This is a genomic window from uncultured Thermanaerothrix sp., assembly GCF_938028735.1.
GTDB lineage: Bacteria > Chloroflexota > Anaerolineae > Anaerolineales > Anaerolineaceae > Thermanaerothrix.
In genome coordinates this window covers 46,194-72,360 of record NZ_CALIMF010000014.1, presented here as the reverse complement: position 1 = coordinate 72,360, position 26,167 = coordinate 46,194, and the positions used below count along the sequence as shown (strand labels likewise).

At 51.6% G+C, this 26,167-nt stretch carries 19 protein-coding genes, 1 tRNA gene and 1 other RNA gene; 8 read left to right on the top strand and 13 right to left on the bottom strand.

Translation table 11 applies throughout. The features are described 5' to 3' along the window. Positions 1 to 10: 10 nt before the first annotated feature. Both Q0721_RS08045 and recA read right to left on the bottom strand, forming a co-directional pair. Positions 11 to 589, bottom strand: a complete 579-nt coding sequence (locus Q0721_RS08045; RefSeq protein ID WP_299028012.1) for an NBR1-Ig-like domain-containing protein — start codon at positions 587 to 589, stop codon at positions 11 to 13. 26 nt (positions 590 to 615) lie between these two features. Next, positions 616 to 1,662, bottom strand: a complete 1,047-nt coding sequence (gene recA / locus Q0721_RS08040) for a recombinase RecA (RefSeq protein ID WP_366519206.1) — start codon at positions 1,660 to 1,662, stop codon at positions 616 to 618. 306 nt (positions 1,663 to 1,968) lie between these two features. Between recA and Q0721_RS08035 the strand changes: the two genes are divergently transcribed. Further along, positions 1,969 to 2,043: transfer RNA gene (locus tag Q0721_RS08035), tRNA-Pro, on the top strand. A 160-nt stretch (positions 2,044 to 2,203) separates the two neighbouring features. Here the strand turns inward: Q0721_RS08035 and Q0721_RS08030 are convergent. Further along, on the bottom strand, positions 2,204 to 2,623 hold the full coding sequence (locus tag Q0721_RS08030) for a GNAT family N-acetyltransferase (protein ID WP_299028006.1): 420 nt from the start codon (positions 2,621 to 2,623) through the stop codon (positions 2,204 to 2,206). Positions 2,624 to 2,647: 24 nt separating this feature from the next. Beyond that, complete coding sequence (locus Q0721_RS08025; RefSeq protein WP_299028004.1) at positions 2,648 to 3,178, bottom strand: hypothetical protein; 531 nt, start codon at positions 3,176 to 3,178, stop codon at positions 2,648 to 2,650. A 105-nt stretch (positions 3,179 to 3,283) separates the two neighbouring features. Between Q0721_RS08025 and Q0721_RS08020 the strand changes: the two genes are divergently transcribed. Continuing rightward, on the top strand, positions 3,284 to 6,736 hold the full coding sequence (locus Q0721_RS08020) for a flippase activity-associated protein Agl23 (protein WP_299028002.1): 3,453 nt from the start codon (positions 3,284 to 3,286) through the stop codon (positions 6,734 to 6,736). A gap of 120 nt (positions 6,737 to 6,856) precedes the next feature. Further along, positions 6,857 to 7,741: a 5'/3'-nucleotidase SurE gene (gene surE, locus Q0721_RS08015; protein WP_299028000.1), complete on the top strand. Its 885-nt coding sequence runs from the start codon at positions 6,857 to 6,859 to the stop codon at positions 7,739 to 7,741. Positions 7,742 to 7,772: 31 nt separating this feature from the next. On the opposite strand, the gene Q0721_RS08010 is transcribed toward surE, so the two are convergent. Together Q0721_RS08010 and Q0721_RS08005 are read right to left on the bottom strand one after the other, a co-directional pair. Continuing rightward, on the bottom strand, positions 7,773 to 8,150 hold the full coding sequence (locus Q0721_RS08010) for a phage holin family protein (RefSeq protein ID WP_299027997.1): 378 nt from the start codon (positions 8,148 to 8,150) through the stop codon (positions 7,773 to 7,775). A gap of 36 nt (positions 8,151 to 8,186) precedes the next feature. Next, positions 8,187 to 9,137 carry a GNAT family N-acetyltransferase gene (locus Q0721_RS08005; protein ID WP_299027994.1) on the bottom strand — a complete coding sequence of 317 codons (951 nt, stop codon included), beginning with the start codon at positions 9,135 to 9,137 and terminating at the stop codon, positions 8,187 to 8,189. A 160-nt stretch (positions 9,138 to 9,297) separates the two neighbouring features. Here Q0721_RS08005 and Q0721_RS08000 point away from each other — a divergent pair, with 160 nt between their 5' ends. Next, the gene (locus tag Q0721_RS08000) at positions 9,298 to 11,784 is read left to right on the top strand and encodes an AAA family ATPase (RefSeq protein WP_366519205.1); all 2,487 of its coding nucleotides are present in this window, start codon (positions 9,298 to 9,300) and stop codon (positions 11,782 to 11,784) included. Positions 11,785 to 11,839: 55 nt separating this feature from the next. Here Q0721_RS08000 and glnA read toward each other — a convergent pair whose 3' ends face one another. From glnA to Q0721_RS07970, 6 genes are all read right to left on the bottom strand, one after another. Further along, positions 11,840 to 13,180, bottom strand: coding sequence for a type I glutamate--ammonia ligase (gene glnA / locus Q0721_RS07995; RefSeq protein ID WP_299027990.1), 1,341 nt, complete (start codon positions 13,178 to 13,180; stop codon positions 11,840 to 11,842). 412 nt (positions 13,181 to 13,592) lie between these two features. Continuing rightward, positions 13,593 to 14,369 (bottom strand): class I SAM-dependent methyltransferase, encoded by a 777-nt coding sequence (locus Q0721_RS07990; protein WP_299027987.1) that lies wholly within the window; start codon positions 14,367 to 14,369, stop codon positions 13,593 to 13,595. After that, positions 14,353 to 15,525 carry a PqqD family peptide modification chaperone gene (locus Q0721_RS07985; protein WP_299027984.1) on the bottom strand — a complete coding sequence of 391 codons (1,173 nt, stop codon included), beginning with the start codon at positions 15,523 to 15,525 and terminating at the stop codon, positions 14,353 to 14,355. The genes Q0721_RS07990 and Q0721_RS07985 overlap by 17 nt, the downstream gene beginning before the upstream one ends. A gap of 19 nt (positions 15,526 to 15,544) precedes the next feature. Beyond that, positions 15,545 to 16,906 (bottom strand): radical SAM protein, encoded by a 1,362-nt coding sequence (locus Q0721_RS07980; RefSeq protein ID WP_299027981.1) that lies wholly within the window; start codon positions 16,904 to 16,906, stop codon positions 15,545 to 15,547. Positions 16,907 to 16,921: 15 nt separating this feature from the next. Continuing rightward, on the bottom strand, positions 16,922 to 18,622 hold the full coding sequence (locus tag Q0721_RS07975) for a hypothetical protein (protein WP_299027978.1): 1,701 nt from the start codon (positions 18,620 to 18,622) through the stop codon (positions 16,922 to 16,924). Positions 18,623 to 18,645: 23 nt separating this feature from the next. Next, the gene (locus tag Q0721_RS07970; protein ID WP_299027975.1) at positions 18,646 to 19,008 is read right to left on the bottom strand and encodes a hypothetical protein; all 363 of its coding nucleotides are present in this window, start codon (positions 19,006 to 19,008) and stop codon (positions 18,646 to 18,648) included. A 173-nt stretch (positions 19,009 to 19,181) separates the two neighbouring features. Between Q0721_RS07970 and ligA the strand changes: the two genes are divergently transcribed. After that, positions 19,182 to 21,242, top strand: coding sequence for an NAD-dependent DNA ligase LigA (ligA, locus tag Q0721_RS07965; RefSeq protein WP_299027972.1), 2,061 nt, complete (start codon positions 19,182 to 19,184; stop codon positions 21,240 to 21,242). Next, on the top strand, positions 21,239 to 22,450 hold the full coding sequence (locus tag Q0721_RS07960; protein WP_299027969.1) for a class I SAM-dependent methyltransferase: 1,212 nt from the start codon (positions 21,239 to 21,241) through the stop codon (positions 22,448 to 22,450). The genes ligA and Q0721_RS07960 overlap by 4 nt, the downstream gene beginning before the upstream one ends. Positions 22,451 to 22,490: 40 nt before the next feature. On the opposite strand, the gene ssrA is transcribed toward Q0721_RS07960, so the two are convergent. Beyond that, positions 22,491 to 22,879, bottom strand: a transfer-messenger RNA (tmRNA) gene (gene ssrA, locus Q0721_RS07955). A 62-nt stretch (positions 22,880 to 22,941) separates the two neighbouring features. Here ssrA and Q0721_RS07950 point away from each other — a divergent pair. Then, entirely contained in the window at positions 22,942 to 23,712 is a 771-nt protein-coding gene (locus tag Q0721_RS07950) for a fumarylacetoacetate hydrolase family protein (protein WP_299027965.1), read from the top strand. Positions 23,713 to 23,851: 139 nt separating this feature from the next. Beyond that, the gene (locus Q0721_RS07945; protein WP_299027962.1) at positions 23,852 to 26,146 is read left to right on the top strand and encodes a sodium-translocating pyrophosphatase; all 2,295 of its coding nucleotides are present in this window, start codon (positions 23,852 to 23,854) and stop codon (positions 26,144 to 26,146) included. Positions 26,147 to 26,167 lie beyond the last annotated feature (21 nt).

The following is a 26,167-nucleotide window of genomic DNA, read 5'->3' as shown; positions in this document are numbered from 1 at the left end:
TGCAGATGTTTTATGGGGTTGAGGTTGGTGAAATCACCTCAATTTCAATAAAGACCGGGTCACCAAAGGGAAAATCATTCGGATCAAATGCCTGCCAGGCGCTCCGATAGCGGCCCTCCTCGGCAGGAGCCTGAAAAAGGATGCGCAAAATAGCGTGGGTACCACTGCGGGCTGGGTAGAGGGCTTGTTCAGGACTGTTGGCACCCAAGAGCGAACCGGCAATGAGGCGTAAGCGATATCGTTCGTCCCAGTCACAGTTTCCGCTATTGATGACCTCCCACCGTTTGTCTAGGATTGCCCCAGTGGGGACAGAACTTCCATCAGGGATGGTGAGATCACTAACAAAGGACAGGTTGTTTTGGCACATGCTGGTGGGAGAAGGGACATGCGCAGGGGTGGTTTCTGCCTGAGGCAGAGGGGGTGGGGCAGAGGGTGGAATAAACGGTGGAGAAAGGGTGTAGTCCAGAACAGACCGCTGGGGGGCAAATCCCGAGCACCCCACCAGTAACCCACCCAATACCATTAATCCAATATAGCCGAACCTGGGCAGCCAGGAAAAGGGTGACCGAGTTCGGCGGAGGCGTTTCATGGCGCTACTGGGAGAGGAAGCGTTTTTTACAACTCTTCAAGATCGGCTTCTTCTGCTGCGCCTCCGGCTAGGGAGAGAGGGATTTCTCCACTCAAAGCCCGCTGACGAATCGCCACCTCGATTTCGTTGCACAGTTCGCCGTTCTGGCGCAGAAACTCTTTAGCATTTTCGCGTCCCTGACCTATACGCATGTCACCGTAGGAATAGAAAGCTCCCCGCTTTTGGATGATGCCATACTCGGTGGCCAAATCAAGGATATCACCGTATTTGGAAATGCCTTCGTTGTACATAATGTCAAACTCAGCAGTGCGGAAGGGCGGAGCTACTTTATTTTTGACTACCCGGGCGCGAACACGATTGCCGATGACTTCAGCCCCCACTTTGATGGATTGAATTCTCCGAATGTCCAGGCGGACAGAAGCATAGAATTTCAGGGCCAGGCCGCCAGGTGTGGTTTCAGGGTTGCCAAACATGACCCCAATTTTTTGACGTAATTGATTAGTGAAGACTACCGCTGTCTTAGTTTGGTTGATCGCACCAGAGAGTTTGCGTAGGGCCTGAGACATCAGACGCGCTTGCATACCCATTGTTGCGTCTCCCATGTCCCCTTCGATTTCTGAGCGCGGCACCAATGCAGCGACTGAGTCAATCACTACTAGATCCACTGCCCCTGACCGTACAAGCGTCTCTGCGATTTCTAGCGCTTGCTCGCCGGTATCGGGCTGCGAAATGAGCAAATCTTCAATGTTGACACCAACGCGGGCGGCATAACTAGGATCAAGAGCATGTTCCATATCTATGTATGCAGCCGTTCCACCCATGCGCTGTGTTTCGGCGACCAGATGCAAGCACAGAGTGGTTTTACCTGATGCCTCAGGGCCAAAGATCTCGGTAATGCGTCCGCGGGGGATGCCTCCCACACCCAGTGCGATATCCAGTGAAAGGGAACCCGTTGGAATAACTTCCACTGTTAAGTGTTGGGCTTCGCCCATACGCATAATTGCGCCATCTCCATAGCGCTTAATGATCTCGCTGAGAGCCTTATCCAGAACAGCCCGCTTAGCATCATCCATGCCTGGGTTGCGATCGGGGTGGCTGGGAAGCGGCTGAGCCGGGGGAACGGGTTTGCGTGGCATATTTTTGATCTCCTCTCACTTGCGGATGTTATTATTATAACGGTGCTCCGGATTTCAAAGGGCCCCTTTATTATAGCACTTATGTTCGAATTACAGGCAGACAATACAGATGATTCCTAACTTTGGTTTTTACATAACGAGTTTTGTTGTTGGGGTAATTTTGGGAAGCAAGAAAATTCCGCAAAATCTTGCTTTAGGAGATTGCGCTTTTTGAGGTTTACGACTATAATCATGGGCAGTTGACGGGGCGTGGCTCAGCCCGGCTAGAGCGCTGCGTTCGGGTCGCAGAGGTCCCCGGTTCAAATCCGGGCGCCCCGACTAGGTAGGTTTATGCAAAGGCAAAAGAGGCCTTTGCTTTTTATTTCTCATCCATTTGTGCTATTGAGGTGAGGGTGTTTATAAAAGGTGTATATTGAGAGATCCCATGGAGGATTTTCAGGGGTGTGACTCATTGGCATGAGACCGAGAATGCTAACCCTCAAGATACGTTGAACGACATGATGATCAGTTCAGGCCGTGAGTACCAGCCTGTGGCTTGCCAGAAAGCAATGGCGTCCTGGTTATCCGCATAAACGAAAAGATGAGCCTTTTCGACCTTCATGGCTTTGAGCTGATCCAAGCATCGCTCAACCAGGGCGCGGCCAATTCCCTGGCGCCGATAATCAGGATGGACGGCCAAGTGGTAAAGATATGCACGTCGCCCATCATATCCGCATAACAGAGTGCCTACAAGGCGCTCATGCTGTCTGGCTATCCAATTTAATCCGGGATTGCGCTCTAGAAACACGGCAATGGCCTCGGGAGAATCTGCGCGGCTAAGTCCTATGCCTGGGCTGTTTTTCCACAGCGCCATAGCCTCTTCGTAATCTTCGGGGCGAAAAGGGAGAATTGAGATCATGGAAAGATGCCCTCCAAAAGGGATTTATTCTCCGACATGCCACGAGGTAATCATGGCACACTGCTCAGCAGTTTCGGGGGAAGAGCGCCACCATTTAGCGGTTTCTCTGCGCAAATATTGTAAACGCTCTAATGCCTCTGGACCACTGGCGCCATGGCGCACCAGATAGCATCCTACCACGGTCCCAGTACGGCCTAGCCCAAACCAGCAATGTATGTAAGTGCCCAAGTTAGCTGCAAGCGACTGGTCAATAGAGTCTAAGATTGCCCGCATGGTAGTGCGACTGGGTATCCCAAGGTCAGCAATGGGAAAGCGAATGTGTTCCACCTCTATGCCACGCTCGGTGGCTTCCTGGCGGAGTAATTCTTGGTAAGGTTCTCCTTCTCCTTCCCAGGTGAGATCAATAAACACACGCACTCCCAGGTCTAGCAGGGCACGCAGGCGTTGCCGGGTGTGCTCGGGATCATGACCTCCTGGGTACTCGCCAGCCAGAAGTTTTCCCGGTACCACCCAGTAGGAATCGGGTAACCAATCTGAAGGATAACTTGAATTCATATATAACAGAACCTCGCTTTGAGATGAGAGTATAATTTCGTTGGTTTTCTGTTTGTGCGTGCTTGATGATTTTACATCAATCGAACTTCTTCAAGGACTGCCAAGATGATGCGCCCGACTCTGGATAATTCACCTCACTGGTTAGACCGTCCCCTCTGGAGCGTTGGAACTCCGTTGCGTCTGGAAACATTTCTGGTGCTAGTGATCCTTGGCCTCGCCCTGTTTACCCGTCTGTATCATTTGGGGGATCGGGTGATGAGCCATGATGAAGTTAACCACGTCGTTCCTTCGTGGGAGCTTTACATGGGAAGGGGCTATCGGCATGACCCAATCACTCACGGCCCATTCCAGTTTCACGTGGTTGCCCTCGCCTATTTTTTGTTTGGGGACAGCGATTTTACCTCTCGCATTCCAGCGGCACTTTTCAGTGTAGCAACAATTGCTGTCGTGCTCCTGGGTTATCGGCGTTATTTGGGACGAAGTGGCGCTTTAATCGCGGGTGTATTGTTTCTGATTTCACCCTATATGCTCTTTTACGGTCGTTATACCCGCAACGAGGCCTTTGTGGCTTTTTGGGGTGTTGTTACCCTATTGGCGGTCTTAAGATACCTCGAACAAGGTGAGAAACGCTGGCTTTATATCCTGACGGCAGTTACAGCGCTTCAGTTTGCGACCAAAGAAACTGCCTTCATTTACACAGCTCAGTTGTTGCTTTTCCTGGCGCTTCTGTTTATGGCGCGGAGTGTCCATTTCCCATGGCCGGAAGCCCGTAAACATTTCCTGTTTAACCTTGTTCTGTCCGGAGCATTGTTGGCCCTTGTGCTAGCCGTTGTATTGGCAGGGTGGAATGCCATCGCCAATCGCGGGGTTACCGCATCGGAAACAGGTGGCATCAATCCGGCTCAAGTAATCGAGGTTGGATTGGCGCTGATTGGATTGGGACTGGGTGTGGTGGCGGCTATTCTCTTGTTGCGTGAAGTGGGATGGCCCTATTTAAGACAGGAACGCAGTCTGGATATGTTGCTTTTAGTAGGCACAATGGTGTTACCTCAATTGACGGCATTTCCGGTTAAGATCATTGGCGTTCTACTGGGACAAAACTGGAACCCGTTAGATTACTCACCCCAAGGAATTCTGCGCAGTGGTATTGTGTTGGTAATGTTGATGCTCGTTGCGGCGGGGGTTGGGTTCCTGTGGAAACCTCGCTTTTGGCTGACCAATTTTGCCCTTTTCTATGGGATTTACGTGGTGCTTTATACAACGGTATTTACCAACGGGTTTGGTTTCTTTACCGGCATTGTGGGATCACTAGGATACTGGTTGGAGCAACAGGGGGTCAACCGGGGCACCCAGCCATGGTATTACTATGCTCTTTTACAGATTCCAGTGTATGAGTATTTGGCGGCCTTAGGTACGTTGTTAGCGATTTGCCTGGGTTGGCGTTACCGTCGCTTCAGCCAGATCTCAGGGGAATCACCAGTGGAGAGGGCGACAGCATTACCCAACGAAAATGTCTTATCCGTCTCAGAAGGAACTGTTGTTCAAACCCCGGACCAGGATGACAACTCGGAATCACCTGCTGAGAAGGTAGAAGCACTTCCGGTGCTTAGTTTGCTGGTCTTTTGGGCGGTGACGAGTTTAGGGGCTTACTCTCTAGCGGGTGAGAAGATGCCCTGGTTAACCGTCCACATTGCCATGCCCTTGTTGTTGTGTGCTGGTTGGGGGCTAGGAGTGTTGGTAGATAGGACACCTTGGACCGCCATCCGCCAGGGACGAGCATGGCTAGGGTTACTGCTAATTCCCGTATTCCTTAGCGCGGTAACTGGCGCCATAATGGCATGGATGGGCCCCATCCTACCCTTCAGTGGTTACACCCTCGAGCACCTTCAGGTGACTACCACGTTCGTGTTTGCGATCACAGTGGCGTTACTTAGTGGTGCGATGATCATTTACGTTTTCAGGGGGTGGCGACGGTTGGATGTGGTTAAGTTGTTGCTCCTCTATCTCTTCGCCTTTCTAGGACTCATCACTCTCCGTACAGCGGCGACGGCGGCCTATATCAATTACGACACTGCTAAAGAGTTTTTGGTCTACGCACACGCGGCCAGTGGTCCTAAAGAAATCCTGGCACAAGTGGAGGAGATCTCGCGCCGTACAACGCGAGGTTTGGATATCCAGGTGGCTTATGACAACGATGCCTTATATCCTTATTGGTGGTATCTTCGCGATTACCCCAACAAACGATACTTTGCTGAAAACCCCACTCGCGATTTACGGGATGTGCCTGTGATCATTGCTGGCAACAGTGCGAATTGGAGTAAACTGGACGCTATTACCAAGGGGGAATTTGTTCAGTTTGAATATATGCGTTTGTGGTGGCCGATGCAGGATTATTACAACCTGACCTGGGATCGAATATGGGGAGCTTTACGCGATCCCAAGATGCGGGCAGCCGTCTTCCAAATCTGGTTTAACCGTGATTATTCGGCTTATGCTCAACTAACTGGCAATCAAAATCTGACCCTGGAAACGTGGGAGCCGAGTGCAAAACTCCGCTTTTACGTTCGCAAGGACATAGTGGCTCAAATGTGGAATTACGGCGTTTTACCTGAGCAGGTTCCCACCATCGTAACGGATCCGTATCAAAAGGGAATGACTCAACTGACACCGGATTTGGTAGTGGGGCAGGTGGGAGTAGCGGGCAATCTACCCGGACAATTTCAGAATCCGCGTGGGGTGGCCGTGGCTCCAGATGGTTCAATATACGTGGCTGATTCGCGTAATCACCGCATTCAGCATCTCTCTGCTCAAGGCGAAGTGTTAAGTGTGTGGGGCAGTTTTGCTGATCTGACAACCGGCCAGGCGCTGGGAGGCACATTTAATGAGCCCTGGGGAGTAGCAGTAGGGCCAGATGGAAGCGTTTACGTGGCCGATACATGGAATCACCGGATTCAGAAATTTACCCCTGAGGGACAATTTATCACTATGTGGGGATATTTTGGTCAGGCTGAGCGCCCTGAGGCTTTCTGGGGGCCACGTGGAGTAGCCGTAGATGCGCAGGGCCGCGTGTATGTGACAGATACAGGTAACAAGCGGGTGGTAATTTTCTCGGCCGATGGGCAATATATTGCCCAGTTTGGTGGGGCTGGAGTAGAGGCCGGTAAGTTTGACGAGCCGGTAGGCATTGCCCTAGATATGAAAGGAAACATTTACATTGCTGATACCTGGAATCAACGGGTTCAGGTGTTGCGTCCTGACTTCATCAACAATCTCTTTTTGCCTGTGCAGGAGTGGGAGATCTCTGGGTGGTATGGCCAGTCACTGGATAACAAACCGTTTATCGCAGTGGCTCCTTCGGGCCATGTCCTCGTGACTGACCCCGAAGGCTACCGCATCCTTGAGTTTGATCCGCAAGGCAATTTCGTGCGCGGTTGGGGGGATTATAGTACAAGCACAGATGGCTTCGGTTTGCCTTCGGGTTTGGCTGTTGATGAAAAGGGTCGCGTTTGGGTTAGTGACGCAGGTAATCAGGTCATATTGCGCTTCGTGTTACCTTAGCGTAAATACCCCTTTATTCCCCTCAAGAAACATTTATCAAGCGTTTATCCCTTCTTAACACCCCTTCAACGGGGTGTTAAGCCTTTTAGGGTATGCTTACAGTAACGGAGGGCTATTGTAATGGCAAGCAGAATTCACAGTTATCCTCATATCCTAGTAACGAATGATGATGGTGTGCTCTCACCGGGATTGTTGGCATTGGCACAGGCCATGCGAGCATGGGGGGAGGTAAGCATTCTTGCCCCCGAACGCAACTGGTCAGGTGGAGGACATGTGAAAACATTGGATCGTCCTTTGCGGGTACGAGAGTATCGGCTATCTGACGGCACTTTGGCCTTTGCCAGTGATGGCGCTCCCTCGGATTGTGTCTCTTTGGCCGTGTTGGGGTTCTTTAAGCGGCCAATCGATCTGGTTGTATCGGGAATCAACCAGGGTGCTAATTTGGGGTATGATGTTACCTATTCGGGTACGGTCACCGCAGCAATGGAGGCCGTAATTGCCGGAATCCCAGCCGTGGCATTCTCACTGGAAATTAGCGAAAACGGTTTGGATAAAGGGGTGGATTATCAACTTGCTGCACAGTTAGCTCAAAAGATCGTTGGACAGGTGCTTAAGAACGGGATTCCGAAGGGTATTCTGCTTAATGTCAACATTCCTGCTCTGCCAGAGGGAAAGATACGCGGATTTCGTATTACCCGCCAGGGCTTACGAGTGTATCATAATCGTCTGGATGAACGCATTGATCCACGGGGAAAAACATACTACTGGATTAGCGGTGATGTACCCACAGGGATTCCTGAAAATGGGAGCGATGTGGGGGCGTTGGCAGAAGGTTTTGTCTCCATTACCCCTTTACAGCTTGATTTGACAGCCTATCGTGCTATCTCAGATCTCTACACATGGAAATGGGAAGCAGAAGACTTGCTCCCCTCAAGCAACGGACACTTGAGGGAAGCGGTTGAGGCTTTCAAAGTGGTTTGCCCGGCAGATTTCTGGGATGAATAACGCTCATGTGCGAGGGTTTGGGCAAGTGTGTTTATTTCTTGCGCATATCCTCGATAAAGAATTGGCTGATGAAAAGGATGATGCTTACCACCAGTGAGCCGAGGAACGCGCCCCAGAAACCACTTACTGTGAACCCAACCCCAAACTGATTGCCAATCCATCCAGCCAGGGCGAACAGGGCGGTATTGATCACGAGAATTCCCAAGCCTAGGGTCAGGATGATGAAAGGGCATCCCAGGATGATCAAGATGGGGCGAACAATGGCATTAATCACTCCAAAAATTAATGCTAGCCAGATAAAGCTCAACCAATTACTTGATGAAGGTTGAATGTATTGGGGACTTAGCAAAGCCACGGCGACATAAAAAGCCAGCGCCGTTACGAACAGGCGAATTAGAAAGCGTTTCATTTATTTCTCCTCCGTTTGGGCACATGTTTGTACACATTATAAGGGTAGTTCCATCCAGATAAGGGTTTGCTGGGGGCTAAATCCACAGGTCAGGAACGCCTCGTTATCTTCACCGGCTGGATAGTTGACCGAAAGAGGACGTTGTTTCCCAAATCGCTGGCGCATAGTCGGGAGCAAGGTCTGTAGGGCTTGAGAAGTCCAACTTGGACACGGGGCAACCCATAACCAGTCTGCATAGTAGAGGGTGGCTTCCCATGTGCAAAAACCCAACGGTTCTCCCCTTTCTAATGCTGTGAAGTGGAGCCGAGGAGTCTCGCTGACCAGGTTTCGCAGGCAGTTTAAGAATCCTGGCCGGAAGCGTTGTAAATCCAGCGGTAAATTCCAGACTACTTGTTCAGGATAGATTCGTTCCAGCCAAGCGGCTTGCAGTGGCCACTCTGCTGGTTGGCGTGGCCGAATATGAGCAGATAAAGGGCGAGGGTGTGTTTTGTTCGAAGGCGTTGCCGTCCAAGTTGTGCGTCGAGCGCGCTCCCGAAAACCCAAACCCTCGTAGAGGCGAAGCGCAGCTAGGTTGTCTTCTCTAACTTGGAGCCAGACCGAAGGATAATCCCAGGATTTGAGGTAATGAATGGCTTTTTCGGTTAATCGTTTGGCGATCCCGCGACGGCGGTAATCGGGGTGTACTGCCACATTCACAATAAGAGGGTGCTGCGACTTAACCCTAGGCATAACAATGTTCAGATTACCCACAATTCGGCCCTCTTCTTCCCACACAAATCCGTTCATTGGAGGTGGTGAAGCCGGTGAAGCGGAAAAACCATTGTGATATTGAAGGCCCCAGGTGCGCATACGTCTCAGATATTCCCAACCATCGGGGTCCATGGTATTGGCAAAGCAGACCTCGATTAAGTCGGCAACTGCTAGGATGTCCTGAGGAAGGTGAAGGGGGCGAATAGGGACTTTTTCTTGAGTGACAACTTTTTCCATACCAAGGTATTTTACCCTATCCGTTCGAACTCAGTATTTTGTTTGACCAGACGCATACAAAATTCTTATGCAAGGCTTCTATTTTGTTAATCTGAAGGTGCTATAATTCCTTTGGACAGATTGTTAGTTTCCTATAATATAAAGGGATGTTACGCTTATGATGCGATTTGACCGATTTACCGAACGAGCACAAGAAGCGGCTCAGCGCGCGGCTGAGATTATTCAGCGCTATGGTCATAACCAGATTGACACCGAGCACATCCTGCTAGCGCTGATTGAGCAGCCGCAGGGTGTGATTCCTCAGATTCTTGAGATCCTTAAGGTAGATGCCAGCATGCTGGCAGACCGCTTGGATTACATCTTGCGCACCAGTCCTAAAGCCAGCATTTTTGGCGGAGGAGCAGGGCAGATTTTCATAACACCGCGGGTCAAGCGAATTATTGATCAGGCAAACGAAGAGGCAAACCGCCTCAAAGATGAGTATATCTCTACGGAGCATATCTTTCTGGCTATCCTGAGCGAGCGCAACACGCCAGCCGCCCGTTTGCTCGAGGGTGCGGGGATTACGCGGGAGCGGGTGTTGGATGCAATCATGCAAATACGGGGTGGTCAGCGTGTGACCGATCCTCAGGCTGAAACCCGCTATCGAACCCTGGAGAAGTATTCGCGAGACCTGACCGCATTAGCACGTGAGGGCAAACTCGATCCAGTCATTGGGCGCGATCAAGAGATCTTGCGAGTCATGCAGATTCTCTCGCGCCGAACCAAGAATAATCCAGTGCTGATCGGTGAAGCCGGCGTAGGGAAGACGGCCATTGTAGAAGGGCTTGCTCAAAAGATTGCGGCCAATGACGTGCCGGAAATTCTGATGGGTAAGCGGGTTGTTCAGCTGGACTTGGGCGCAATGATTGCCGGGAGTCGCTTCCGTGGGGAATTCGAGGAGCGCTTGAAGGCCGCCATTGAGGAAGTGCAGCGTTCCGAGGGTGAGATTATCTTATTCATTGATGAACTCCACACCGTGGTGGGTGCAGGAGCGGCTCAAGGAGCCATGGACGCTTCCAACATGCTTAAGCCTGCGTTGGCGCGCGGCGAGTTACAGTGTATTGGGGCGACAACTCTGGACGAGTATCATAAGTACATTGAGAAAGATGCCGCCTTGGAACGTCGTTTTGCCCCTGTTTACGTGGATGAACCCTCAGTAGAGGAAACCATTGAGATGTTACGTGGTTTGCGGGACCGCTATGAAGCTCACCACAAAGTGCGCTTTTCGGATGAGGCATTGGTAGCGGCGGCGCGGCTTTCGGCTCAGTATGTCACTGAACGTCATCTACCGGATAAGGCAATTGACTTAATTGATGAGGCGGCGGCAAAACTGCGTGTTGCACTGTATTCACTTCCGCCTGAACTGAAGAAAATGAAATCGGAAATTGATCGTTTGCAAGCCGAAGAGGAACAGGCGGGGTTAGAGCGGGATTATGAGCGGGCAGCGCGCAAAAAAGCTGAACGCTTACGCCTCCAAGAGGAATTTGAGAAATTACGTGACCAGTGGGAGTCTGAGCACAAACTGGATGAAGTGGTGGATGTGAATGACATTGCTGAGGTGGTTGCTCAGTGGACGGGGATTCCGGTCAGCCAGATGATGGAGTCGGAGGCTGAGCGTCTGGTACACATGGAAGAACGGTTGGCTGAACGCGTCATTGGGCAAGAAGAGGCAATCCGCGCCATAGCTGATGCCATCCGCCGGGCACGAGCAGGTCTCAAGGACCCACGCCGGCCAATTGGATCATTTATTTTCATTGGCCCTTCGGGAGTAGGTAAGACGGAGCTGGCAAAGGCCCTGGCCGAATTCCTGTTTGGCGATGAAGACGCATTGGTGCGTCTGGATATGAGCGAGTATCGTGAACAACACACGGTCTCACGGCTCTTTGGAGCGCCTCCTGGTTATGTCGGATACGAGGAAGGCGGCCAACTGACCGAAGCCGTACGGCGACGGCCCTATCGGGTCATTCTCTTTGATGAAATCGAAAAAGCCCATCCGGAAGTCTGGAATGCCTTGCTTCAAATTTTGGACGAGGGGCGTCTGACAGATGGACAGGGCCATGTGGTGGATTTCCGCAACACCGTGCTCATCATGACCAGCAACCTTGGTACTGAGTTCGTACGTCGTGGAGGGACGCTGGGCTTCCTGCCGGATAACCAGAATGATGAGGATCGCATTAACCAAGAAAAGATCCAGAAGGCTCTCAAGAGTACCTTCCGCCCAGAGTTTCTCAACCGCATTGATGAGATTATCATGTTCTCACCACTGACCCAGGAGCACATGTATAAGATTGTGGATCTTCAAATGAAAGAAGTGCGCCAGCGGCTGTTAGAGCATGGGCTGGATGTGGTGTTGAGCCCAGCGGCACGGCGTTGGTTGGCGGAAATTGGATATGACCCCAGTTTTGGAGCGCGACCTTTGCGGCGAGCGATTCAGAAGTACATTGAAAGCCCGCTATCGGTCAGCATTCTTTCGGGGCAATTCCGGGTGGGCGATAAAATCGTGGTGGACTATCAGGAAGGCGATACTAGGCCGACCTTTCGTCGAGCCGAGGAAGTGGGTGAAGCTGTTTTGCAGCAAGAGCCAGCCGAGTCTGCGCGTAACTAAACAAACCAAACTGAGGGTGCAGAGCAATTTGCACCCTCAGTTTTATGCTGAAAGATCAGGCTGTCTCCAGGAAGCGCTCTAACTCCCAATCGGTGACTTGGATGTGAAACTCCTCCCACTCGGCTAGTTTGGCGCGGCGATAAGCGTAGTAGAGGCTTGGATCAAAGGCGCCCTTGACGACCTCATCTTTATCCAATTCCTGGATGGCCTCGTAGAGTGAGCCAGGCAGTTCTTTAACTCCCATTTCTTCCCGCTCTTCAGGCGAGAGTTCATAGACGTTGACGTTATTAAGAGGAGCCGGGCAAGCGAGCTGGCGATCAATTCCGTCCAGACCTGCCACGAGCATTGCGGTAAAGGCCAAGTAAGGGTTAGCCGAGGGGTCAGGGAAGCGCAATTCAGCGCGGGTGGCTTTGTGTTGCCCAGGCGTATAACGCGGGATGCGAATGAGAGCCGATCGGTTGATCTGCGCCCAGCAGATGTAGACCGGGGCTTCATAGCCAGGAACTAAACGTTTGTAGGAATTGACCGTGGGAGCAACAATGGCCGCCAGTGCACGGGCATGCGCCAACTGGCCGGCAATGAATCCATAGGCCAGCGAAGAGAGATGAAATTCATCCTGAGAGTCAAAAAACAGATTGTTCCCTTGTAGGTCAAATAAAGATTGGTGGCAGTGCATTCCTGAGCCGTTGATCCCAAACACTGGTTTGGGCATGAAGGAGGCGATCAACCCATGCTGAGCAGCGATGGCTTTGACGGTGTACTTGAGCGTAAGGACATTATCAGCGGTGCGCAAAGCATCTGCAAAGCGGAAATCAATTTCATGTTGTCCTACAGCGACTTCGTGATGTCCAACTTCGATTTCCAATCCCATGCTTTTCAGTGCTGCCATCAACTCAGTGCGCACTCGAACGGCTTCATCGTCTGAAGAAAAATCAAAATAACCCACGACGTCGTGAGGCACCGGGCGGATTGTCTCGGTTCCATTACGACGAAAGAGAAAGAACTCGGGTTCTGGCCCCACGTTGTACACCCACCCCCGCTGTTCGCGGAGTTTGGCAAGCGTGCGCTTAAGGGTACCGCGTGGATCGCCGGGAAAAGGGGTGCCATCAGGTTGGTAAATATCGCAGAAAAGGCGGGCTCGCCGCATATCTGGAGGGGACCAAGGCAGAACCGCATAAGTGTCGGGGTCTATATGGAGATGCATGTCACTTTCCTGAATGCGGGCAAACCCCTCGACGGAGGAGCCATCGAACCAGACACCATTTTCGAGAGCGCCCTCTAGTTGGTCTACGGGTATATCGACGCTTTTTACCATTCCCACTACATCCGCAAATTGGAGGGAAATAAACTTCACATTGTCTTCCCTGACTCTGGCAAGCACATCTTTGGTATCCATAACACACAGCCTCCTTGGCTTAAAAAGTTTATGGACATGCTCGGCATGCCCACTTTGGCGATGAATGGGTGCCCCTTCATACAGATCTAGCCGGCACAGATTTTCTGCCGGACTACCACCGGGTAGGCTTTGGTCGGTTGTCGCCAACCGCTTTTGAACCCAAACCCTTGTTTCGAAGGGAGAAAGAAGCCTGTGGTCGGGCTTCAGAGGCATCCGCTGATCGTTCCGATTTTCCCCTGATTGCATCCCCCCTCAGGGTTAGCACTCTCTTCGCAGAGAGGAACCTCCACCTCGTCACCTCTCAGCCTTGGGCTGGGAGGCTCAGTCGCTATTTCTCTGTTATTCAATTTTTAGGTACTCTCTAAAATAATGGCGCAATCTTACAGAGATTTTTGTGGGTTGTCAAGGGTCATTAAGGGTAATTTTCTCGTGAATTTTGAGGAACTTGGCCCCAGGCAAAAAATGTTGGTACGAAAAGGATGCGTTTTCCTTGCTCCCAAGCTATGCGGTCGCGCCTCTCCCAGCGTTCGAGGGATTCTAGGGGAATCTCTTCTTGCAAATCCATCTTGAGAAGCGACCACCCGCTGGTGATCTCCTGGGGATTAGGGGGATATTGCCAGTAGGCCCCGAGAATCCCAACTCGCAAGTGGATCAATCCCGCCTGAGTAAAAAGCTCAGCCAGTTTGCGCCCAATGAAGGGATTCCCCCCTGCCTTTTGAATGGCACGAATTTGATAATCTCCTAGAGGGCAGAATTCGGGTGGATAATCAATGCGCCCACCATAATCGGGTTCGGCCAGGGCAGCCACAAATCCCCCTGGGCGTGTTACACGGACACATTCCCTCAGAACCCTCCCTGCGTTGACCCATAGAAGTAAATAATGGGTATAGCAGAGATCAAAGGACGCCCTCGCAAACGGGAGGACGTGGGCATCTCCCTGGCAAAGGCTAGCCGCGGGGATTGTAGCCTGGGCGTATTTCAGATAAGCCCAGTGAATATCAAGGCCAATGCGTGTATATCTTGACCAAATGGGCTCTGAAAGAATGGCGCCTGTGCCACATCCCACTTCAAGGATGCGACGGATGGGCAATGGGGCAAGTTCATTGAGAAGGTGCTGGCGAACTTGAGCGCTCCAGCGGGCTTGAATTACAAATCTTTGATGCCAGAGGGTTTCAGTGTGGTTTTGCACGTTTCCAAATGACGTCCCAGGAGTCAGTCAATAAATTTCCCAAAACTTTTGAAGCCCCTTGGTAAGGGAGTACATCACCATCCGGTTCTACATAAAGCCAAGCTATCCCAGCCCCTTGTGGGGGGGACTCTAGAGCTTGGCTCAGTTCTAAGGCCACCGGATTGAGATGCGAGTACGGAACGGGTAGGTCCCATACCAAGTGCATGCCCGAGCGAGCAACGTATTCCCGGGTGCTTTGCAGAGCTGAATGGAGCTGCGGATGAGTTGCCGAGAGGCTGATTCTGGAGACCCCCATGCGCGATAGGCGTTCGATCAAACCCATCAGAGCGTTTTGATTATCCGGGGTGATGGTCAAATGGACAGTTATGGCCAGGTCGGCGGCCAGAGTATCACGAATGGCTTCCCACGAAATTTCATTAAGCGGGTCAAGCACAATCATGACATGATCCAGGCCACTAGCTAAAATGCGAGTGAGATAGTCCTTCTCAACTAATCTTAATCCACTGGTGAGCAGGCCGCTGACCATTCCCAATGACTCCACAAAAGCGATCAAGTCAATCAAATCTGGTCGCAAAGTTGGCTCACCCCCGGTAAAAATGACGTGGGGGATGCCTGCATCCCAGGCCTTCTGTAAGCACTGTTGCCATTCCTCAAAAACTAGTTCTCGCCGGACACGATCGACGGGTGCTACATGGCGGATGGACTCATCTTCGGTGCGGTAGGTCAGAGCACAGTCAAGACGTAGAGGGGCGCTAAGGAGTTCCTGATAAGGTGTATATCGTTCCAAGCCCAGATAGATCTCAGGATCAAGGTCAGGGGTGTTCAAAAGACTCTCTAAACGTTCTAGGAATGCATGGTAGTCCGCAAGGGCTTGAGACTTGGACACACGGTAACGTTTGGCAATTTGTTGGGCTACTTCCTCAGCGGGTGTACCAAGGATTCGATGATAAGCGTATTCGGTGGCCGTTTGGTTTAAGTGCAAGACTGTGGAAGCATCCAAGATCAGTAAACCCTGCCCATCGGGTTCTATCCGCAAATGTAAACGATGGGGTTGGGGTGCATCGGGAGGGGTTTGCCAGTGAAACATGCCCGGTGATAGCGGCTTGTTTGGGGCAAGAAATAGTTTCTCGACCCATTCGCGGAATCTTTGCCTCATTCTCGCCTCCGTGAGCGGCTCATATAGTGCTTGGATCTAAAGGAAAGCCAACTAGGGTTGAATAAGTTAGAGGGCATCCTCCCCCGCACTCCTGGAGCAAAGCGCAATCATGACAGGCATCTGGAACATAACGCCGTTCGCGCAATGCCAAAGCCAGCTCGTGATTCCAGATCTTTTCCCAGGCATCTTCCAGGATGTGCCCCAAAGGTTGATAGTAGGACTGACAAGGTAAAACGTAACCGTCAGGTTCAATGCACATGTTATACCAGGCGGCGGTGCAGCCTTTCAACCCCAGCCCATTGAGCACTGGGTCAAAGTGACAGTAGCGCGTAGGGGTATACCAGACCAAACGTTGCCCATTCTGAGAGGTCTTCTCTCGGGCAATGGCCAAAAGATCAGTGAGCTGGGCTTCAGGAACCCCTGTATCTATCGTGGCACCCCCACCAGAATGGATCAGCCCGTTAAGACCAACAGTGGGTACGCCTAGTTCAGCCAGGAAATCCAAGGTTTGCGCAAGATAAGGGGCGTTCACGGTTAACAAGGTGGTGTTGGTCATTACAAAAAGGCGGGTTCTTAAGGCGTTGCGAATCCCTTGAACGGTTTGCTGCCAGGCACCAGGGCGACCTACCATACGGTCGTGAATGGCAGGATCGTGTGATTCTAAAGTGATTTGAACATGATCCAATCCGGCTGTGCATAAAGATGTGAGGTAATTGAGATCGCTCAACCGTCGTCCATTAGTGTTCAGCCCGGTTATTTGTCCTAAGTGTTCGGCATACGCAATTAATTGGGGCAGATCCTTACGCACGGTGGGTTCACCCCCGGTAAAAACTATGTGAGGAATACCCAGTTCCCAGAGCCGGTCGAGAATGGCTTGCCAGGTCGGGGTATCCAGTTCTGGATATGATCGGGGCCTGGCGTTATAACAATGGGCACAATCGTTGTTGCAACGGTAGGTGAGGGCTAAATCCATGCGGTAAGGCGCATTGGAACGGGTGGAGAAGGGGGGCAGGGTTTCCAGGTCAAGGTCACATATAGGGCAACTGTCTCCTGGCTCAATTAGCGCCTTGAAGCGGGGGAGAAAGGCTTGAAAATCTCTCGTCACTTGGGCTGGATTTGCCCGGAAGTGAGCCGTGATCGTTCTAATGATGTTCGGCTCGGGCTGCCCGGCGAGGACAAGATAGCCCATCAAGGTGGCGGTGGGATTCAGGTGATAGATGCGGCTGGCGTTGACTAATAGGCTTCCGTGTCCCTCTGGCTCAATTCGCAAGTGAATACGTGCCTTACCCTGGGGGGATTCGCGTAGAAAGTGATAAACTCCTGGTGAGGGCAGAGGGGAGATGGCTTTCGGCGAAGAAAACAAGTTATTCCAGAGCCCCATGACACCCTCCAGCCTTCAACGTCCTCCGCCTGCGCAGGCACATGCACATCCTGCGCAAGCGCAGGCGCATGCACAAGCGCATGAACCACCTCCGCCCCCTCTTCGCGATGCAGAAGTGCTGGTAGGGGGTGGCGGAGGGTTGGTGCGGGCTGTAATTTTGCCTGTGAAGTCAGTTAGATTACCAATGACACTGGCAGAGAAAGTCTCTACTCCACGCACCATAGAGGCGGCAAAGTCGGAACCAGGCAACTTGGGGAGATTAATGGTGGTTTTTGAACCACCACTTGGTGCTGGAGCAGAGGAAATTGGGGGAGCAGGTGCGGCGCGGCGGAAATCTGGATCATAGCGCCCCCACCAGGTGGGCACGAAAACAGGTCCCGAGGTAAAGATTTCGCGGGTCTGATCTTCCCAACGACGATCCAGCATGGTCCAGTCCATGACTTCATCGTAGGTCAAGGCACGGACCTCTGGGGTTTCGGCGGCTTTGACCTGCTCCCAGGCTTTTTTGACAATACCCTCATAATAAGCAATGGTTTCCTTGCGGCTGAAACCGCGCATTTTCTCTGAAACAGCATTGATAAGATTAACCATCATTTCCTGTAACTTCCTCTGCCGTTTTCCCGGATTCTCTAGACGCATGGCGTCGAGAAACTCGACTTCGTAGGGTTGGAGCCCTTCCGGCAGTGGAGAAATGACCTCAATTTTGAGAGGTTGCTGTTGGTTGACAGTGGCGGCACCTTTTTTGAGGACCGAGAAGAGGATCATAGTGAGGATTTTGTCTACCGGTTGTTCCATCAAAATAGCGGCTTCCACGGCGGTTAACCCTCTTTTGATGCCATGCCCTTCAATAGCAATCTTGGGCGGCAAATACTGCATACGTCGTTTCTGATTGGAACGATACCCTGCGTAGACCACGGCAACGAGGATACCCACGAATCCCACACAGCAGAGAAGACCTATCAGGTCTTCGTTGATCTGGAACGAACGCGGGTTGGGGCTTGGAGTTGCAACAATAGCTGCCGCCGGCACCAGACGGGCTGGAAAACTGGCACCAAATATATACTGGGTATAAGCATTTGCTTCTGTAGATCGCCAGGTATAGTACACCCGCCCTTGGGCGTCAAAGTTGAAATATGGCTCATCACTACCTGGCCAGTTATGGCTGGGTTTGTGGTAACGAGGTTCTTCGGCTGTCAATCCGGGTGGGAGGATAATGGTAACTGAATAATCGGTCTTCCCTTTGACAAAAGCCTTATCAAACCAGGAGGGGCTAAAAACGATGCTAGCGTAGGGCTCGGTCAGTTGGAGGGTTGATTCTCCAATTGCACCTTCAATTCCCTCAATAGTGATATGAAGAGTACCTGATCGCCCCGGTGCAATTGTCCGGGCGCCCAAGCCAATGGCAATTCCAGGCTGCACATAAGGCGAGGGCTCGATATCACTAAGGGGATAGCCATCAATATCCGCTTTGATGTTTGAAAGGCTGTAGTTGTCATTTGGAAGACCAATATCTACAAAGTCAATCGGGCTGGCGCCGGGCTGGTTATGGAATTCAATCTCATAGTAGAGGGTAATCGTCCCATCAGGATTGACATAAAGATCAACTTCTTGGCGCAGGACTTCAAATGCGTAATTCTGAGCAGTTACTGGTTGTACGTAGTTGAGTAAGGCCGCGCTCAGAAGTAAGGTGAGCAGCAAATTAAGCCATTGCCTCATAGTAGTTCCCTTACCCGGCTGGTTTACCATTTGGGTTCTTCGGTGAGTTGATAACTGGTGCCACAATAGGGGCAGGTCACGACAGGCGCTCCCGCTACTATTTTGATATTCTCGGCTTTTAAGGTTCCACCGCACGATTTGCATTTTAGTGTGTCTAGGTTAATATTAGCGGGCAAGTCGACCTTGAGAGTGACCTGGGGGGGCGTTTCCTGCTTGGGACGTCGAGCTGCCCAGAAAATTAACACTAGCCCCAGAGCAATGGTAATCAGTCCAATGGGAATCCACATTAAATCGCCCTGGTCGCCAGTAGCACCCCAGACAAACAGAACCCCGAAAAAAATTAGGATTGCGGCTACAATATAAGCAATGATTTTACCTGCGCTCATTGTTTGCCCCTCCCAAGCAGTGAACTTTAAAGTAGTGTAGCACGCTTCTCTTGGGGTGGCAATGTGAAAAACTATATATCGCCTCGAAAAGTTGCTAATCTGCCCTTAGGTGGGTTTTGCGAGTAGAGCCTACGCGGGGGATGCTATAATTTTGAAACGGAGGTGAGCGGTCAATGGAGACTCTATCGCTAGATGCCTTGCGTGAAGAATATGAACGTCTGAAACGCGAGATTAACTTCCATAACTACCGGTATCATGTTCTCGACTCCCCCCTAATCAGTGATTATGAATTCGATCAGATGATGGCGCGCCTGCGAGAGATCGAGGCAGCCCATCCCGAATGGGTAACTTCTGATTCACCCAGTCAGCGTTCTGGAGGACCACCCCTGGAACGCTTTAATAAGGTTCGCCATCCACGACCCATTCTTAGCTTGGCAAATGCTTTTACTCTGGAGGATGTACGTGCCTGGTATGAGCGCTTAGTGCGTCTGGATGAGCGAGTTCGTCAAGCAGATTTTGTGCTGGAACCAAAAATTGATGGATTAACGGTCGTGCTTCACTATCATCAGGGGCAATTTGTGTTAGGGGCCACACGTGGTGACGGCGAAGTAGGTGAGGATATTACTGCTAACTTGCGCACCGTACGGGCGTTGCCGTTGCGGATTCCCGTCGAAACAGAGGCTCTTCATCCTCCCGAGCGATTGGTGGTGCGTGGAGAGGCTTTCATTACAATCCGAGATTTCGAGGAGCTCAATCGGCGGTTGATTGCGGCGGGAGAAAAGCCCTACCTCAATCCACGCAACACGGCTGCAGGATCACTGCGTCAATTGGATCCTTCTCTTACTGCCTCGCGACCGCTTACTCTGTTGACCTATGCCATTGTAGAAGCTAGTGGTGAGGTTCCTAATACCCAGTGGGAGACCCTGCAATTCTTAAGAGAGTTGGGCTTCCCGGTGACAAGGGATGCTGAATATTGTGCTAATTTGGAGGCTGTGCTTGAGGGGTGCTCGCGCTGGTTGGAAAGGCGTGATACTCTACCCTATGAGGCGGACGGAGTGGTCATCAAAATCAACGATTTGCGTTTGCAAGAGGCGTTGGGGGTTGTGGGCAAGGATCCTCGGGGAATGCTGGCGTTTAAGTTCCCGGCCCGTGAGGTGAGTACGATCTTGCGCGACATTGAGGTAAGTGTTGGTCGCACCGGTGTGCTTACCCCTACAGCAGTTTTGGAACCTGTCGAAATTGGGGGAGTGGTGGTTAAGCAGGCCACTTTGCACAATTTTGACTACATTGCGGAAAAGGATATTCGCATTGGAGATCGCGTACTGGTTAAGCGAGCCGGGGACGTGATTCCTTATGTGGTTGGTCCCATTGTCGAAGCGCGCACGGGCCAGGAGCGCATTTTTGAGCCGCCGCGAATCTGTCCGGCCTGTGGTCAACCCGTTCAGCACTATGAGGGGGAGGTTGCTTGGTACTGTGTTAACGCGGCCTGTCCGGCTCAAATTATTCGCAACGTGGAGCATTTTGTTTCACGTTCGGCCATGGATATTACTGGGTTGGGGATTAAGATCGTTGAGCAACTTGTGAACAAAGGCTTTGTTCATGATGTTGCAGATCTCTATTATCTAAAAAAGGATGACTTGCTAACCCTGGAGGGCTTTGCAGATAAGAAGGCCGAAAACATTCTGCGTGCTATCGAGGCCTCAAAGCATCGTCCACTGGCACGCTTGATCAATGCGCTTGGGATTCATGGGGTGGGCGAGGTGATGGCGGCCACCTTGGCAAGCGTATATCCGGATTTAGAGGCGCTATCTCGGGCAACAGCGGAAGAGTTGCAACAAATTGAAGGAATTGGTCCTAACATTGCCCAGAGTATTGTGGACTGGTTTGCTCGGCCTACTAATCGCAAAGTGCTTGAGAAGCTCAAGGCAGCTGGGGTTTGGCCGGTAGAGCGACAAGAAGTTATGCCGAAACGTCCCTTGCCCTTAGCAGGGCTTACTTTTGTAGTCACGGGTACGCTTAAACGCTTTTCACGTGAAGAAGTTAAAGAATATATCCAATCTTATGGTGGTAAGGTGAGTGAGAGCGTTTCCCGAAATACCCATTATTTGGTGGTAGGTGAGAATCCAGGGTCGAAGTTAGAGCGGGCGCGGACGCTCGGTATACCAATTATCTCGGAGCAAGACTTGATAGCCATGGTTGAGCGTTCTCCTGTAGAGGATGAGGAAAGGGCGTGAACGTTGTCAGGTCATCTATTGAGAAGCGCCTAATCTTAAGGCCCGGTCGCGAACGCTCAGTTTTACAGAGGCATCCGTGGATTTACTCAGGCGCTATTGCCAGGGTTGAGGGCAAACCCGGAATGGGAGAAACGGTTGCCGTGTATTCCGCAGAGGGCCAGTGGCTGGCTTGGGCTGGGTATAGTCCTCATTCCTCGATTCGAGCGCGGATCTGGAGTTGGGACACTGAGGATGATGTTGGCCCCGCCTTTTTTGAGCGCCGAATCGCTCAGGCCATGGCGCGTCGTTGGTGGTTGCAAAATAATGATGATGCAATTACAGCCTACCGTCTCGTCCACGCGGAATCGGACGGATTGCCAGGCCTGATCGTGGATCGTTATGCCAATTGGTTGGTGGTGCAGATTCTGACTGCAGGTATGGAGTTCTGGCGCACTGAGATTTTTTCTACTTTACGCCGATTGACTGGCCTGACGCATATTTACGAGCGTTCGGACGTAGATGTACGCGAACTGGAGGGATTGCGCCCTCGCACAGGAGCTGTGAATGGAGGGGTACCCCCAGAGCGGGTAAAAATTCGGGAGCATGGTCATTGCTTCTGGGTGGATATTCTACGCGGGCAGAAGACCGGTTTTTATCTTGATCAGCGTGAGAATCGACGCATAACCAGTAATTTGGCTGCAGGGCGGGAGGTGTTGAATGCCTTTTGTTACACTGGAGCCTTCTCTGTATACGCGTTGGCTGGTGGGGCGAAATCAGTATGTTCAATTGATTCATCGGGTGAAGCCCTTGCGCTGGCTCGCGAGAATGTAGCTCTGAATGGCTTTAACCCAGATCATCAGGAATGGATCGAGGGAGATGTGTTTCAGGTGCTGCGCCGATTTCGTGATCTGGGGCGAAAATTTGATTTGATCATTCTTGATCCCCCCAAATTCGCTCCAACAGCCGCACAAGTTGCCCGTGCCGCGCGAGGTTATAAGGACATCAATTGGTTGGCATTCAAATTGCTTCGGCCGGGTGGGATCCTGGTCACCTTTTCCTGCTCGGGTGGAATTACCCCTGAGTTGTTCCAAAAAATCGTTGCTGATGCTGCATTAGACGCCAGAGTTGAAGGGCGTATTTCCAGGCGCTTGTTTCAGGCGCCGGATCACCCGGTTGCTTTAAGCTTTCCAGAAGGACTCTACTTGAAAGGATTGGTGGTGGATATATAAAATCAAGAGCGAGTCAATTGTTGTTAAGCTCGCTCTTGAGAGGTGGAGATGGCGGGAATCGAACCCGCGTCCGAAAGATTCGACCCTCGAACATCTACGAGCGTAGTTGGTCTTTGGTTTTCGCGCTACTCCCGACGACCAACAGAACGGGAGCCACGCTAGCTGCTAAGTCTTTCGCACAGCCCGCAGCGTGCTGTACGGCAGCCTGGCTTTCTCACGCCCGCTCTACCACCGGCCAGGCAGCGGGGTAGGCAGACGTGGTCTCACACTCGGGAGACCAGGGTGCTCGTCCCTATTGGCTTACGCAGCCAAGGGGAGAGCAGCGTAATTCGTGCGGTTGGCACTTATTTTTTGCGCTGATTTTACGAGGTCGGCGCCTCTCGGCTCGCCGTTCGGGATCAGCCTCTTCCGTCGAAGCCGTTCATCCCCATGGCATTTATATTATATAATACATTGTCAAGTCTGGCAATCTGCACTCGTGGAGGTCATGGATGCGGCTAGTGCGTTTTCTTCATGAGGGGGACATTCACTTTGGTTGGGTGTATGGAGAGTTCATTGGTCCCATTGAAGGAAATCCCTTCTACGAATTTCGGCGCCAGGAAGCTCGTTTACCCCTCTCCTCGGTCAAGTTATTGGCTCCTGTTCAACCCACCAAGATAGTCTGTGTGGGACGAAATTATATTGAACATGCTCACGAACATGGGGCTGAGGTTCCGGAGGTGCCTCTGCTATTCCTTAAACCTCCCTCTTCTGTCATTGGGCCGGACGAGCCGATTGTGTTACCACCTCAATCCCAACAAGTCGAACATGAGGCTGAATTGGCCGTGGTGGTGGGGCGACGTGGCCGGTGGATTCGTGCGGAAGAGGCTGAGCAATATGTATTGGGATACACGATTGGGAACGATGTAACAGCGCGAGATTTGCAACGTAGAGATGGGCAATGGACGCGGGCAAAGGGATTTGATACATTCTGTCCTCTGGGACCGTGGATAGAGACAGATCTGGATATTGGAGATTTGCCTATCATCTGTCGTGTGAATGGTGAAGTTCGTCAATTGGGGTCCACGCGTGAGATGGTCTTTTCGGTGGCTCAATTGATTGCCTTTATCTCTTCCATAATGACCTTGGAACCCGGCGATGTCATTCTTACTGGCACCCCTGCGGGCGTTTCTCCTATTCATCCGGGAGATGTTGTGAGTATTACTATTGATGGGATTGGCGTACTGACCAACCCAGTTGTAGCCGAGGGACCTATTTCGTAAAAGAACTGAGGGTGTGAGAATTGACAGAGAGGGTTGAGTGAATACAATAAACTCTGGTATAGGGCAAAAATCGGAGGTAATGTTATTCCATCTGATTTTTGCTTAAGGCCAAACCCCACACATCTTCTTGGAGGCTAGTATGGATATACTGGGTCTTTCCAGGCACGGTTTGACAACACCGTTTGAGCAACTGGGCGTGCTTGGAGTGTTGGTTGTCGCCGTCATCAGTTTGCTTTATGCTTGGTTCTTGCGTTCCAAGGTCGTGCGTTATGACAAAGGAACGCCTCAAATGCAGGAAGTATGGGAAGCCATTCGTCAGGGGGCAGAGGGATATCTCAATCGGCAGTTGCGTACCATCTTACCTGCAATTGCCCTTTTGACCATCGCTTTATTCCTAAGCGTAGCCATCGTAGAGCCTACCCCAGAGGCTCAGCGTGAGTTTGGGTACTTGGGTGAACGTAATGTGGTGCTCATTGTTGCGTTTGGGCGTACCATTGCGTTTATCATGGGAGCAACCTTCTCGCTTCTGGTTGGGCAGTTGGGCATGCGCATGGCAATTCAGGCTAGTGTGCGGGCAGCCTCAGCAGCCCGGCGTAGTTTTAACGAGGCTCTCACCGTGGCTTACTATGCCGGTACGATTACTGGAATGCTCACCGATGGCCTGGGGCTAATGGGAGGGACGCTCATTTTCATCGTTTTTGGTCGTGCGGCGCCAGATGCCTTGCTTGGCTTTGGTTTCGGTGGAACTTTACTGGCCCTTTTCATGCGTGTAGGAGGTGGAATTTATACCAAGGCCGCTGATGTTGGCGCCGACCTGGTAGGAAAAGTGGAGAAGGACATTCCAGAAGATGATCCGCGTAATGCCGCCGTTGTGGCGGATCTGGTAGGGGATAATGTGGGTGACTGCGCTGGGATGGCGGCCGATATCTTTGAATCTTATGAGGTGACCATTGTTTCGGCACTCATTTTGGGTTTGGCGCTGTTTGAAAGCACCGGGGAAATTAAATGGATTGTCTATCCCCTCCTCATTCGGGCCATTGGCGTGATAAGTTCCATTATCGGTACTTTCACGGTACCAATTTGGGAGCGTTTCCCACTTAAGCTCCTCCGTGCTCACGATGCGGAAGAAGCCATGTTCCGCTCGTATGAGGTTTCCAGTGTTAACACCATTCTTTTCTCATTCTTGCTGGCTGTTTTTTACGCCCATGACTGGCGCCTGGGGCTACTGACTACGCTGGGGGTAGGATTGGCAGTGGCATTTAACCCCCTTACCTCGTATTTCACCTCCACAAAACGCGCGCCCGTCCAGGAAATTGTCAAGGCCACCAAAACAGGCCCCGCGACCACCATTCTTTCGGGCCTGGCGGTGGGCATGGAATCGAGTGTGTGGGCCCTAGTTGTGATTGCGATTTCCTTTGTGGGTGCTTTGCTCATTTATCAGGCAGATGGGCCTCAGTTTGTTCTGTATGCAGTTTCAATGATTGGCATCGGTATGCTCAGTCATACCGGTAACAATGTGGCGATGGACTCGTATGGACCGATTTCGGATAATGCTAATGGCATTGCCGAAATGGCATGGCATGATTTGACGGATGAGGTCACGCTCAAGGCCCGTCAGATTATGGCGGATCTAGATGCGGTTGGAAATACCACTAAGGCGATTACAAAAGGCATTGCCATTGCCTCAGCGGTTATTGCTGCCGTAAGTTTGTTCGCCTCCTATATCACAGATGTCAATCGTGTCATGCCGGGAGCATTGGAAGCCATTCGGGTTTCGGATACCACAGTCTTTATTGGCTTTTTACTGGGCGGTGCACTTCCCTGGCTTTTCAGTTCACTTTCTATCCGTGCTGTTTCACGAGCAGCAAGCCAAATTGTGGAAGAAGTACGAAATCAGTTTAAGATCCCAGGCATTATGGAGGGAACACGCAAGCCCGATTACGCTCGCGTAGTCTCGATTTCCACGCGTTCTGCCCAGAAGGAACTCATTCCACTAGCAATTATTGCGATTGCCATGCCACTACTGGTCGGTTTGATCTTGCAGGTGGAATCCTTGGGCGGCTACCTAGCGGGTGTGATCTTGAGTGGGCAGTTATTGGCCGTCTTTATGGCAAACGCTGGTGGGGCCTGGGACAATGCCAAGAAAGCTATTGAGGATGAACCGCGCAACCTAGAGCAAAATACTGGCAAAGGGTCCGAACGGCATAAAGCCGGAGTTGTTGGTGATACCGTGGGCGATCCGCTCAAAGATACGGCTGGTCCTGCCCTTAACCCAATGATCAAAGTGGTTAACCTAGTTAGCCTGTTAGCTGCACCACTCATTGTACGGGCTCGTTTGGGCGACCCCGTGATCTGGGTAGCCATTGCGATTCTCTTTGTGGGTATGGTCTGGGCAATTTACCAGAGCAAACGCCCTGTGCCCGAGCTAGAGTAATGGCACTTTGAGAGGCCAGTG

Coding starts and splice junctions, on each gene's coding strand:
- Q0721_RS08045 (WP_299028012.1), bottom strand. CDS start 589: ATGAAACGCCTCCGCCGAACTCGGTCACCCTTTTCCTGGCTGCCCAGG.
- recA (WP_366519206.1), bottom strand. CDS start 1,662: ATGGATGATGCTAAGCGGGCTGTTCTGGATAAGGCTCTCAGCGAGATC.
- Q0721_RS08030 (WP_299028006.1), bottom strand. CDS start 2,623: ATGATCTCAATTCTCCCTTTTCGCCCCGAAGATTACGAAGAGGCTATG.
- Q0721_RS08025 (WP_299028004.1), bottom strand. CDS start 3,178: ATGAATTCAAGTTATCCTTCAGATTGGTTACCCGATTCCTACTGGGTG.
- Q0721_RS08020 (WP_299028002.1), top strand. CDS start 3,284: ATGATGCGCCCGACTCTGGATAATTCACCTCACTGGTTAGACCGTCCC.
- surE (WP_299028000.1), top strand. CDS start 6,857: ATGGCAAGCAGAATTCACAGTTATCCTCATATCCTAGTAACGAATGAT.
- Q0721_RS08010 (WP_299027997.1), bottom strand. CDS start 8,150: ATGAAACGCTTTCTAATTCGCCTGTTCGTAACGGCGCTGGCTTTTTAT.
- Q0721_RS08005 (WP_299027994.1), bottom strand. CDS start 9,137: ATGGAAAAAGTTGTCACTCAAGAAAAAGTCCCTATTCGCCCCCTTCAC.
- Q0721_RS08000 (WP_366519205.1), top strand. CDS start 9,298: ATGCGATTTGACCGATTTACCGAACGAGCACAAGAAGCGGCTCAGCGC.
- glnA (WP_299027990.1), bottom strand. CDS start 13,180: ATGGATACCAAAGATGTGCTTGCCAGAGTCAGGGAAGACAATGTGAAG.
- Q0721_RS07985 (WP_299027984.1), bottom strand. CDS start 15,525: ATGAGGCAAAGATTCCGCGAATGGGTCGAGAAACTATTTCTTGCCCCA.
- Q0721_RS07980 (WP_299027981.1), bottom strand. CDS start 16,906: ATGGGGCTCTGGAATAACTTGTTTTCTTCGCCGAAAGCCATCTCCCCT.
- Q0721_RS07975 (WP_299027978.1), bottom strand. CDS start 18,622: ATGAGGCAATGGCTTAATTTGCTGCTCACCTTACTTCTGAGCGCGGCC.
- Q0721_RS07970 (WP_299027975.1), bottom strand. CDS start 19,008: ATGAGCGCAGGTAAAATCATTGCTTATATTGTAGCCGCAATCCTAATT.
- ligA (WP_299027972.1), top strand. CDS start 19,182: ATGGAGACTCTATCGCTAGATGCCTTGCGTGAAGAATATGAACGTCTG.
- Q0721_RS07950 (WP_299027965.1), top strand. CDS start 22,942: ATGCGGCTAGTGCGTTTTCTTCATGAGGGGGACATTCACTTTGGTTGG.
- Q0721_RS07945 (WP_299027962.1), top strand. CDS start 23,852: ATGGATATACTGGGTCTTTCCAGGCACGGTTTGACAACACCGTTTGAG.